At 59.3% G+C, this 11,412-nt stretch carries 11 protein-coding genes; 1 reads left to right on the forward strand and 10 read right to left on the reverse strand.

Annotation, left to right across the window (positions count from 1 at the left end; all coding sequences use genetic code 11):
- Together Q362_RS21410 and Q362_RS23865 are read right to left on the reverse strand one after the other, a co-directional pair.
- A partial coding sequence (locus Q362_RS21410; protein ID WP_211248522.1) for a transposase occupies positions 1–236 on the reverse strand: 236 nt, incomplete at its 3' end.
- A gap of 89 nt (positions 237–325) precedes the next feature.
- Positions 326–1,153 (reverse strand): hypothetical protein, encoded by an 828-nt coding sequence (locus Q362_RS23865; RefSeq protein WP_157470262.1) that lies wholly within the window; start codon positions 1,151–1,153, stop codon positions 326–328.
- Positions 1,154–1,169: 16 nt separating this feature from the next.
- Between Q362_RS23865 and Q362_RS24345 the strand changes: the two genes are divergently transcribed.
- Positions 1,170–1,448 carry a site-specific integrase gene (locus Q362_RS24345; RefSeq protein WP_028319598.1) on the forward strand — a complete coding sequence of 93 codons (279 nt, stop codon included), beginning with the start codon at positions 1,170–1,172 and terminating at the stop codon, positions 1,446–1,448.
- On the opposite strand, the gene Q362_RS0116855 is transcribed toward Q362_RS24345, so the two are convergent.
- From Q362_RS0116855 to Q362_RS23160, 8 genes are all read right to left on the reverse strand, one after another.
- Positions 1,434–2,495 (reverse strand): HlyD family secretion protein, encoded by a 1,062-nt coding sequence (locus tag Q362_RS0116855; RefSeq protein WP_157470268.1) that lies wholly within the window; start codon positions 2,493–2,495, stop codon positions 1,434–1,436. The two genes, Q362_RS24345 and Q362_RS0116855, sit on opposite strands and share 15 nt — an antisense overlap.
- 23 nt (positions 2,496–2,518) lie before the next feature.
- The gene (locus tag Q362_RS0116860) at positions 2,519–2,935 is read right to left on the reverse strand and encodes a secondary thiamine-phosphate synthase enzyme YjbQ (RefSeq protein ID WP_028319600.1); all 417 of its coding nucleotides are present in this window, start codon (positions 2,933–2,935) and stop codon (positions 2,519–2,521) included.
- Between the two features lie 158 nt (positions 2,936–3,093).
- Positions 3,094–4,158 carry a response regulator gene (locus Q362_RS0116865; RefSeq protein ID WP_028319601.1) on the reverse strand — a complete coding sequence of 355 codons (1,065 nt, stop codon included), beginning with the start codon at positions 4,156–4,158 and terminating at the stop codon, positions 3,094–3,096.
- Positions 4,155–6,182 carry an ATP-binding protein gene (locus tag Q362_RS0116870; RefSeq protein WP_157470265.1) on the reverse strand — a complete coding sequence of 676 codons (2,028 nt, stop codon included), beginning with the start codon at positions 6,180–6,182 and terminating at the stop codon, positions 4,155–4,157. Before Q362_RS0116870 ends, Q362_RS0116865 begins: the two co-directional genes overlap by 4 nt.
- A gap of 165 nt (positions 6,183–6,347) precedes the next feature.
- Positions 6,348–7,745 carry a cobyrinic acid a,c-diamide synthase CobB gene (locus Q362_RS0116875; RefSeq protein WP_035217107.1) on the reverse strand — a complete coding sequence of 466 codons (1,398 nt, stop codon included), beginning with the start codon at positions 7,743–7,745 and terminating at the stop codon, positions 6,348–6,350.
- Positions 7,745–8,530 (reverse strand): lysophospholipid acyltransferase family protein, encoded by a 786-nt coding sequence (locus tag Q362_RS21415; RefSeq protein ID WP_084312924.1) that lies wholly within the window; start codon positions 8,528–8,530, stop codon positions 7,745–7,747. Before Q362_RS21415 ends, Q362_RS0116875 begins: the two co-directional genes overlap by 1 nt.
- Complete coding sequence (gene uvrB / locus Q362_RS0116885; protein ID WP_028319604.1) at positions 8,523–10,568, reverse strand: excinuclease ABC subunit UvrB; 2,046 nt, start codon at positions 10,566–10,568, stop codon at positions 8,523–8,525. Before uvrB ends, Q362_RS21415 begins: the two co-directional genes overlap by 8 nt.
- 94 nt (positions 10,569–10,662) lie before the next feature.
- Entirely contained in the window at positions 10,663–11,265 is a 603-nt protein-coding gene (locus Q362_RS23160) for a GNAT family N-acetyltransferase (RefSeq protein WP_084312926.1), read from the reverse strand.
- Positions 11,266–11,412 lie beyond the last annotated feature (147 nt).

Here is an 11,412-nt window from a genome sequence, read left to right on the forward strand (position 1 = left end):
GCGAAACCTTCCAGGTAGCCGATGAACAGCATCCGAAAATAGACTCCGGGCGGAATGGAGGGCCTTCCCTTGCTGGCAAAACACGGGGCGCAGAGCTCTTCCGCCCAAGAGTCGAAACCATCCTTGGCGAGAAGATCGTTGAGCCGGGAGTAAAAGGGATGCCCTTGGCCCTTGGGAAGCTGATGCTGGTTGACCCACATTGTCTGTTGCTTGGGTTTGCGTCTACCAATCGCCATACGGTAATAACTCCTTGTTGTGAAATGATAAAATCAATTTACCGCACATGGGGATTGGGGCAATAGGTTTTACAGGGTTACGGGGTTTTTCAACGGGCTGATATAGGAAGGAGACCTCTGAGAATTTGAATTTCTTTTATAGAACTTTCAATCAATTCTTTATCACTGATTGCCTGATTTAACATTTTTTTGTTCAATTCTCTTTCTATATCATATTTTTTGTAAATGATATGAATCGATACACCACTAATTACCAAGCATATGATTATAGAAGCACCAAGATCGAGAAAATTATGAATTCTTGACTTATATAAAATAATAATATCTGGATTTAAAAATTCTATTATAGAAAGAAATAATACTGTTACAATGATTAAAGGAATAGCATTAAGGAAAGGTTTTTTAAAAAAAATACCAGAATAATAAGATAGCACAAAAAAGAAGAATGGAATGCCTCCGTGTATTCCATTGTTAAAAAACCATCCTGAAGATATGGCAATATACAAAAAAATAAATGTTGTTATTACCAATTTATTATGATTGCAACTCTTTAAAGAATAAAAATAACATGACATTGAATAAACAATGCATGATATATCTATAATTTGAGACGCTATGTTTCCTAAAATTATATCGTAAGACAATAATGCTAACCCAGCTACGCCAACAGAAAGCATCACTGTGTTAAATGTTCTATTTTCAAATGTTTGTGTTTTTTTATCTCCCAGCAGTCCAGAAAATAATCCAAATATATATTTATAATTCATATAGATAAAGGGATAGGGAAAAGGTTTATCCCTTTCAGGGACATCCGGTGATATTGTAGAAAACACAGAGTCAGTAACCACCGGCAAAGCCGGTAGCTTGAAAAGCTGTGAACCGCTCTCGATATGCCCAAGCTGTATTGTTACCTGCAAACAGGCGCTCGGATGGATGGATGAACTGTTCCGCTTGAAATGGCAGGATGTTGATTTCTTCGGCAAAAGAATCCGGTTGTCGTGGCGGAAAAACAAAGCTGGTGAATGGCGTTTCCAGTGGATCCAAGTTCAAGATGATCTGATTGCCGCATTGTTGAAACTCAAGAAGAAGACGCAAACCGAATTGGTTTTCCCCTCAAAAACCGGATTGCAATATGTCACGCGCATAAAATGGATGTCTGAATTGTGCCAAAGAGCAGGGGTGGAAAAAAAGGCAAGGTCAGTCATCACATGACACATTAACCGATTGGTTTTGCTTGGCATCAACAACCACGGTCACCGGCATGCCCAGACGGAGTTCCTGCCCGGAATCGCAGACGAAAATGCGGGTCCGGTAAACCAGCTTGGTGCGCAGCTCCGTGGTTTCGACGGTCTTTGGCGTGAACTCGGCGGTCGAGGAGATGAAACCGACCCACGCCTTGTACCGTTTGTCGGGTCGACTGTCATTTTGGACTTCTGCCCTCATTCCTTCCCGCACCCGGCCGAGGTCCGGCTCGTTGATATAGGCCCGGACCCAAAGCGGATTGGTCAGTGCCATGGTCAGGACCGGCGCCCCGGCCGAAGCCATGGCGCCGGGCTCCAGGATACGGGTGCGAATCACGCCTTCGGCCGGAGCCCGCAACTTGGTGTCGGCCAGACGCTGTTCCGCCAGATCCCTCGCCGCCCCTAGGGCCGCGAGCGAGGCCTCGGCAGCGGCGACATCCTCCCGACGCGGTCCTTCGATCGTCAGCGACAGCTCCTCCTCGGCCGACTTGAGGGTGGCCTGCCACGTCTCCATCCTGGCCCTGGCGCTGTCCACCTCCTGTTGCGAGATGCGGTTGGTGACCTGCAACGACAGTTTGCGCGCCAGCACCAGTTCCGCTTCCTTGAGGTTCGCCCTGGCAGAGGCCACCGCCGCCTTGGCGCCGGCGATCTCCTGAGGCCGGCTGCCGCTCTTGAGCCGTTCCACCAGCCGGGCTTGAGCCACGACCTCGCCGGCCAACCGCTCGACTTCCATCCGGAACCGGGCCGGATCGAGTTCGGCAACAACCTGCCCTTTGTCGACCACAGCGCCTTCGTCCACCGACAGCCCGAGAATCCGTCCCCCATCCTGAAACGCCAGCTGCACCTCCCGGATATCGATGGTACCGTACAAGGTCAATTTCCCGGCGCCGCCGTTTCTTCCTCCCTGTTCCGGGCAACCGGCCGCAGCCAGCGCCAGTGCCGTTCCGACAGCCGCCAGCAGGCATCGCCAACCCGCTCCCCGCACCGTGCGCCTGCTTCTCTGGTCTTCCCGATCCATCGCAATGATACGCCGGTTGCTGTTCATTCGCCGATGATTTTGACCAGCACCCGTTTCTTGCGCCGGCCGTCGAACTCACCGTAAAAAATCTGTTCCCAGGTGCCGAAATGCAGCTTGCCCCCGGTGACCGCCACCACCACCTCCCGACCCATGATCTGTCGTTTCAGGTGGGCATCGGCATTGTCCTCGTACCCGTTGTGTCGATACTGGTTGACCGGCTCGTGCGGAGCCAGCCGTTCGAGCCATTGTTCATAGTCGTGATGCAGGCCGGACTCGTCGTCGTTGATGAACACCGAGGCGGTAATATGCATGGCATTGCAGAGCAGCAATCCTTCCTCGATGCCGCTTTCGGCCAGGCATTGCTCCACTTCCCGGGTGATGTTGATGAAGGCGCGCCGGGTGGGCACGTTGAACCAGAGTTCCTTTTGATAGCTTTTCATGGACGATCGGAGGAAGGCAGAGATTGGTGAGGCATGGAGAGATCGGAAACACGGGATGACAGAGCCCAGGAAACGGCATGCGGCGGTTTTCTCCACCGGCAGAAACCCATGCCATCCGCATTCTTCCCTGCGTTCCACAACAAGCCGACGTGCGCCCTTCAATCACGGTTGTTGGCGGCAATGGTGCGGAATTGCCACTCCACCGCAACGAAGGCGTCGATCAGGATCGGGTCGAAATGGGTTCCCTTTCCCTCGAGTACAATGGCCATGGCCTCTTCGTGGGTCATGGAATTCTTGTACACCCGTTTGGAGATCAGGGCATCATAGACATCGGCCACCGCCATGATCCGGCCGGCCAGCGGGATGCCGTCGCCCGCGAGCCCCCGCGGATAGCCGCTGCCGTCGTATTTCTCATGGTGGCTGCCGGCGATTTCTTTGGCGCAACTGAGGAAAGAGGTCGGCTGGCCGGCCATGTGCTCCAGATTGGCGATGACCTCCTCGCCGAACAGGGTGTGTTTTTTCATCTCCTCGAATTCCCCGGGCGTCAGTTTGCCTGGCTTGAGCAGGATGGAATCGCGAATGGCCACCTTGCCGATATCGTGCAGCGGCGCCGATTTCCACAGCAGGACGATATACTCCCCGGTGAGTCGCTCCTGAAAATACCCCAACTGCACCAGGGACTCGGCGAGCACCTGAACGTACGCCCTGGTCCGGTGGATGTGACTGCCGGTTTCGGGGTCGCGATACTCGGCGAGCTCGCCCATGGCCTCGATAATGACGTCCTTGAGCAGCTCGGCCTCCCTGGTCCGCTCTTCGACCAGTTGTTCGAGACTGGCCCGATAGGCATGCAATTCCAGATGGTTGCGGACGCGGGACCGCAGTTCGACCCCCTTGAACGGCTTGGTGATGTAGTCGACGCCGCCGAGGCTGAACCCCCGGACCACGTCGTCGGACTCGGCGCGGGCGGTCAGGAAGATGACCGGAATGGAGGAGGTCGCTTCATTCCGGCCGAGCGCCTCCACGGTCTGAAAACCGCTCATTCCCGGCATCATCACATCCATGAGAATCAGTTGGGGCCGGGTGGCGGCAATCCGTTCCAGGGCCTGTTCGCCCGACGTGGCGTAGGCGAAATCGCAATCGAGTTCTTTGAGATGCGAAATGGCGATCTGGATGTTCTCGGGCACATCGTCGACGATGAAAATCAGGGGTTTTTTCTTGATCATGACTCGGTCCGATTCGCTATCCGCGACAGTTGGGCGAGGAGACGGTCCACGCCGAGAATATTGGGTTCCTGGGCATGATGAAGCAGTTCGTCGCCCAATCGGGTCAGGACCGGCTGCTCCTCGGCCACGCCCTGCTGCCGCATGGCCATGCCGAGGGAAGCCGCATCGCACAGGCTTCCGGAAAAGACGACCTGCTGCCGCAACGATTCCAGCTCGGCGTTCCAGACCTCGGCACCGAGCCGGGCAAGGATCTGTTCGTCCTCATCCCTGCCCTCCGCGGGGGGCGCAGCCGGTGGCATCGATGCGGCGCCGACATATCGGGCGACCAGTTCCTGAAGTTCCTCCAACCGGAAGGGCTTCTGGAGAAAATCGTCGAACAGCGGCCGATAATCGGCCTCCTCCAGGATATCCCCGGTCATGACCACCACCGGAATCGCGGCGGTTTCTGGGTATTCCCGCAGTTGCCTGGTCACGCTGCGGCCATCGATCCCGGTCAGGTTGAGATCCATGAAAATAAGATCGGGCTGTTCGGCACGGGCCATGGTCAGGGCCTCCGAACCGTTGTTCGCCGTGAGCACCCGGTATGGGCTGCCCTGGAAAAAGTCGAGAAAAACGTCCTTGATCAGGTCGACATCGTCCACGACCAGCAATTTCTTCCGTTCTTCGTGCCCGGGCTCGCCGACAGGGATTTCATGCAGAGCGGGGACCGACTCAATGGACGGCACCCCGTCGAACAGCAGGGTGAATCTCGTTCCCTCCCCCTCCCTGCTGACCAGTTCGATCCGGCCGCCCATCATCGCCGTCAGCCGGCTGCACAGGGTCAGGCCCAGGCCGACACCGCCGTAGTGCTTGGTCGTGACGTCCTGCCCCCGGCGGAACAACTCCACGATCTTCCGCTGGTCCGCCTCCGTTATGCCGATGCCGGTATCCTCGACGACAAACCGCAGACGCAGACATCCGGGCTTGTCCACCTCGAAATCCCCATCCACCGCCAGGGTGACCGCCCCCTCGTGGGTGAACTTGATCGCGTTGCCGACCAGATTCTGCAGGATCTGTTTCAGCCGCACCCCATCGAAGAGGATACATTCGGGGAGGTGGTCGGCCAACCGGCAGTTGAGACGGATCCCCTTCTCTTCGACGAGATCCTTGAACAGTCCGTCGACATCGTTGACGATCGACTGCACGCGCATCGGTGTGGCCATGATGTGCAACCGGTCCGAGTCGATCTTGGACAACTCCATGATATCGTTAAAAATCGACACCAGAGCCATGCTGCTCTTGTGAATGATGGCCACAAACCGCTTTTCCTTGGGGCCAAGCTGGGAATTGGCGAGCATTTCGGTGTAGCCGATGATGGCGTTCATCGGGGTCCGAACCTCATGATTGATGTTGGCGATGAATTCGCTCTTCATCCGGCTGGCCGATTCCTCGGCGAACGAGGCAATATCGCCGGACTTCCGCTCCTCGTACTCGCCGGCGGCCGGCACGGTTCCGAACCAGAGCATCCGGGCGCGTCCCCCGGCGGCTATGGACACCAGCGTGCCCGGAACGGAGGCCTGCCGTTGTTCCTCCTGTTCCCGGGGCACGGCCGAGACCGGCGATGGCTCGCGCCCTTCTTCGGTCGTGTGCAGCGCCGCGATGTCTGGATGGCCGGCCAGTTCCGGAAACAGATCCAAAAGACTGAGGCCGATCAGCGAGGAACGCGTATGGGAGTACGTCTGCAGGGCACTTTGATTGGCGGCGAGCACCCGGAAATCGGCATCCAGGCAAAGGATGGGCATCGGCACCCGGTCCACCGCCTGTTCCGCCATCTGCAACCGGATGGTCAACTCGTCCTTGTCGTGAACCTGCCGCTGATACCACAGCCGCAGCATCAGGGCCACGCCAAGCAACACGGTGGCGGCGAGCAGCAGCGGCAACCAGGGAAAAAAGAGCACCTCCTCCGCTGCCGCGGCAACAGGCACGGGAGAGAAGACGAGGCAAGAGGCAACGAGACAGACGGCGACGCACAATGAACTGTTCACATGACCTCATTCCGGAAAGAAACGGAAAACTGCTTGTCGATCCATCATTATAGAGCCCGCTCGAACGGTTGTCAAAACCAGCCCCGGCGGCGGTGCGTCTATTGTGCGGAAAAAACAGACGCGCGGCGGCAGACGGTCCGGCGATGCGGCCGGAGCCGGGGGGGATCAAGCCGGGGCGGCCGTGCGCCCACGGGCGGCGAATGTGCGGGCCGCGGCCATGAATCCCGCCACCCACTCCGGCGTGCCCGAGGCCATGACATGGGTGTAAAGGGCCAGGGTATTGTTCTTCACCAGGCCGTCGCGGCCGCCGCAAAAACCGGTGCCCCGGTCCATGACCAGGGCCAGGTCGTCAGCCGCGCCATCCCATTGCTGCACGATCGAATAACGGAACTCGTGCCCCTTGATGCGGGTACCCACCGGATAGAAGCTGTTGGCCTTGGCCACGGTAAAGGTGGAATAGCCGTGGGCCTGCGGCTTGGCGCCTATGGTGAAGGTCACCGGAAACACGCCGGCCAGCGGATATTCCTGGCCGTCGAGCTGGATGGCGCGGCCGAGGTAGATCAGGCCGCCGCATTCGGCATAGACCGGCAGGCCGGCATCGACGCATTCGCGCACCGATTGGCGGAAGCCGGCGTTGTCGGCCAGCTGCCGGGCGCTGGTCTCGGGAAAACCGCCGCCGATGTAAAGTCCGTCGAGGTCCGCCGGCAGGGCCGGCGAACGGAGAGCGTCGATCGTTACCAGCCGGGCCCCGGCCGCGGCAAGCGCCTCCAGGTTTTCCTCGTAATAAAACTGGAAGGCGGCATCGCGGAGTACGCCGATGATCAGTTTTGGGGCAACAGAAGCGCACGATGCAGGCGGCAGCGGCGCCACTCCGCGCATGCGGCCGACGATGGCATCGATATCGAAATGGTTTTCGGCCAGGGCCGCCAGATTGGCCACAGCGGTGCCGGCCGCCGCATATTCCTGGTGCGGCGTGACCCCGAGGTGGCGCATGGGAAAGATATCCTCCTTGAGCCGGGGCATGATGCCGAGCACCGGCAGATCGGTGTACCGTTCCAGGGATTTGCGGATCACCGTCTCGTGCCGGGCCGTGGCGATCTGGTTGAGGAGGACGCCGGCGAAGCGGATGCGCGGATCGAAGGCCTGGCAGCCCAGGACCAGGGCGGCCACCGTGCGCGTGGTCTTGGCGCAGTTGACCACCAGCAGCACCGGCAGATCGAGTTGCCGGGCCAGTTCGGCGGTGGAAAACTCGCCGCCGGCGTTGACCCCGTCGAAGATGCCCCGGTTGCCCTCGACCACGGCAAAATCGGCACCGCCGATGTGACGCTGAAAGGTGGTGGCAATGGCTTCGGCCGGCATCAGGTAGGGATCGAGGTTGTAGCAGGGCCGGCCGGCGGCCTTGCTCAGCCAGCCGGCATCGATGTAATCCGGTCCCTTCTTGAACGGCACCACGCCCCGGCCGCGTTTGCTCAACGCCGCCACCAGGCCGACCGCAACCACCGATTTTCCCGAGCCGCCGCTCAACCCGGCCAGCACCACGCTCCTGACTGTCTCCACCACCATCAACCTCTGCTGTCTGTGCGGAAGGAAGCGGCCCGACAGGGTGCTGCCCCGCCGCCGACCGTCGGATCGTCGTCCACGCCGCCGCAATAGCGAACCAGTTCGCTCTCCGGGCCGCCGTCGTGCGGCCCCCGGCCGACCTCGTGCCAGGCGGCATCGTAGAGCCGGTTGAGGCGCTGTTCCAGTTCGAGCCGGTACGCTTCCACCTGCTCCGCGTTGACTCCCGGTTCCACCCACAACGGCTCGCCGTGCCGGACTACCACGGTGGCAAAGGGCAAGGGAATCGCCGTCCGGTCCCAACTCCTGAAGATCAGGGCACGGTCGGCGGCCCAGGCCAGGGGAAAGATCGGCTTGCCCGATTTGCTGGCCATGAGGATGCAGCCGGCCTGCGCCTTCCGCGCCGGCCCCTGGGAGCCGTCGGCCACGATAGCGCTATTGTGGCCCTGCTGCAACAACTCGATCATCTCCCGCAGGGCCTTGACCCCGCCCCGGTGGGACGAGCCCCGCACCGGCACATGCCCCATCAGCAACGCCAGCCGGGCGATGTATTCGCCGTCCTTGCTGGCGCTCACCATGGCCGCACAACGAAAGTTTCTGAAATAATACAAAATAAACAGGAAGGAATAGTGCCAGAAGGCGGCAATGCCCGTGTTGCCGGTCCGGACGAATTCCCGCAACGGGCCGTCGCCCCGCACCTTCACCCGGCAGGTGGCGAACCACAGCCGGGTCAGGCCGTAGACCAGTCGGGGCAGCACTACCAATGAACATCGATACCAGAAATCAGCCAACTGCCAGCTCCATCATTTTGAGTTCCCTGATCCGGTCCCGGTAACCGGCGGCTTCCTCGAAAGCCAGTTGCCGGGCCGCCTCGTGCATCTTTTGCTCCAGCTCCGCGATCTCGCGCTGAATCTCGGCGACGCTGTGGTAGACAATCTCCGGTTCGGCCGTCACCGGCACCGGCCGGCCCGCCAGGTCCTCGGCGCTCACCCAGCCCGACGCCCTGAGGTGCTGGGCCATGGTGTCTTTGATCTCCGAGATGACGGTCTGCGGAGTAATGCCATGCTCGTGGTTGTAGCGTTCCTGGATGCCTCGCCGCCGGTTGGTCTCGTCGATGGTGGCCCGCATCGACGGCGTGACCGCATCGGCGTAGAGAATAACCGTGCCGTCGGCATTGCGGGCCGCCCGGCCGCAGGTCTGGACCAGGGAGCGTTCCGAGCGCAGGAAGCCCTCCTTGTCAGCGTCGAGCACCGCCACCAGCGACACCTCAGGAATATCCAGGCCCTCGCGCAGCAGGTTGATGCCGACCAGCACGTCGTAGTGGCGCTGGCGCAGGTCGCGGATCAGCTCCACCCGTTCCAGGGTCTTGATGTCCGAGTGGAGATAGCGCACCCGCACGCCCAACTCTCCGTAATACTGGGTCAAGTCCTCGGCCATCCGTTTGGTCAGGGTGGTGACCAGCACCGCCTCGTTGCGACCGGCCCGAACCCGGATCTCTTCCAGCAGGTCGTCCACCTGGGTGGAGGCGGGCCGCACTTCGATGCGCGGGTCGAGCAGGCCGGTGGGCCGGATCAGTTGCTCGACCACATGGTCCCCGGCGTGTTTCAGTTCATAGGGGCCGGGCGTGGCCGACACATAAACCACCTGATGGATGCGCCGCTCGAATTCGTCGAAGCGCAACGGCCGGTTGTCCAGGGCCGAGGGCAGGCGGAAGCCGTAATTCACCAGGGTCTGCTTGCGCGAGCGGTCGCCGTTGAACATGCCGCCGATCTGGGGCACGGCGATGTGCGATTCGTCGATGATCAGCAAGTAGTCGTCCGGAAAATAGTCGAGCAGGTTGGGCGGCGGCACGCCGGACGGCTTGCCGGTGAGATGGCGGCTGTAGTTCTCGATGCCGTTGCAGTAGCCCAGCTCGGCGATCATCTCCAGGTCGAACAGGGTGCGCTGCTCCAGCCGCTGGGCCTCGACCAACCGGGACGCCTCCTGCAATTCGGCCAGCCGTACCTGCAACTCGTCCTGAATCGAGCGCATGGCCGACTTGAGGTTGTCCTGGCTGGTGACGAAATGGCTGCCGGGAAAGATGGCGATTTCCTCGACATCGGCCAGAACCACGCCGCGCAGGGGATCGATCAGGGTGATGGCCTCGACGGTGTCGCCGAAGAACTCGATCCGCACCGCCCGCTCCTCCTCGTGGGCCGGAAAGATGTCGAGCACGTCGCCCCGCACCCGGAAGGTGCCGCGGTGAAAGGAATAATCGTTGCGCTCGTACAGCATGAAGGTCAGGCGCCGCAGCACCTCCTCCATGGGATAGTCCCCGCCGGTGCGGAGGAAGAGGTGCATCTCGCGGTATTCCTCGGGCGAACCGAGGCCGTAGATGCAGGAAACCGAGGCCACGATCAGCACGTCGCGCCGGGTCAGCAGCGAACGGGTGGCCGAGTGGCGCATCTTGTCTATGGCGTCGTTGATCGATGAATCCTTCTCGATGTAGGTATCCGAGGCCGGGATGTAGGCCTCGGGCTGGTAATAGTCGTAGTAGGAGACGAAGTATTCCACCGCGTTGTGGGGGAACAGCTCGCGGAACTCGGCGAACAGCTGGGCCGCCAGCGTCTTGTTGGGGGCCATCACCAGGGTGGGCCGCTGCACCCGGGCCACCACCTGGGCCATAGTGAAGGTCTTGCCCGAGCCGGTCACGCCCAGAAGAATCTGTTCGCGCACCCCGGCTTCGATGTTGGCCGTCAGCCGGTCGATGGCCGCCGGCTGGTCCCCGGAGGGCACGAAATCGGAGACGATCTCAAAGGGGCGGCTGGTATCGTACAATGAAGAGGACACGGTCGATGTCAACGAGTCAAGATAAGATATGGCTGTGTATGGGGCAGATCATGATCTGGTGTTTGGTGATGGTGCGCAACGATAGTATTTCATATTAATGTTTGAATGGAGTCCCGCCGTGAAGTGGTCTTGGCTTGAATGAATTATTATGCGAATGGTTGGCACGCATCAAACGATATAGGCAATGCTGACGCAACCCACTGCTTTTCGGTACATCAGGATGTTCAAAGGTACCAGACTCCCGCATGCCAAGACGCTCCATAAGTGCGCGAGACCGGCGGTTATCAATTGTGGTGAAGGACACAATTTCCTGCAAATGAAGCACCTGAAAGCCTATATGGAGAGTTGCTGAAGCTGCTTCCAGGGCAAGACCTTTGCCCCAATGCTGAAATGCCAGACGCCATCCAATCTCTACGCAGGGAGAAAATGGGAGTTTTGCCGAGGGGATATGCAAACCGACAAACCCTATGCATTCTTGCGAAGCCTTGGATTCTACAGCCCAGAAACCCCAACCGCGCTCTGCGATGAGTGACTGACAACGGTCGGCCAGGGCGTCACTCTCGGCATCCGTAAGGGTTGACGGAAAAAATTCCATTACTCTTGGGTCCGCGTTGAGCGCAGCAAAAGGCTCACGGTCAACAGGTAACCACTGCCGCAAACGAAGACGCTCAGTTTCAAACTCGATCAAATCAGCCATTGACGAGGAATCAGATGTTGGTGATGCATAACAGTATTGGCAGATAAAAAAAGTTCATCCGGCAAACGCGTACCTGGGCTCGGAAGGAGTTATGGAAAAGTGACATGACATGAGCGATGTTGTCTGGCGACCAAACCCGACAACAAA

The organism is Desulfobulbus elongatus DSM 2908 (assembly GCF_000621145.1).
Lineage (GTDB): Bacteria > Desulfobacterota > Desulfobulbia > Desulfobulbales > Desulfobulbaceae > Desulfobulbus > Desulfobulbus elongatus.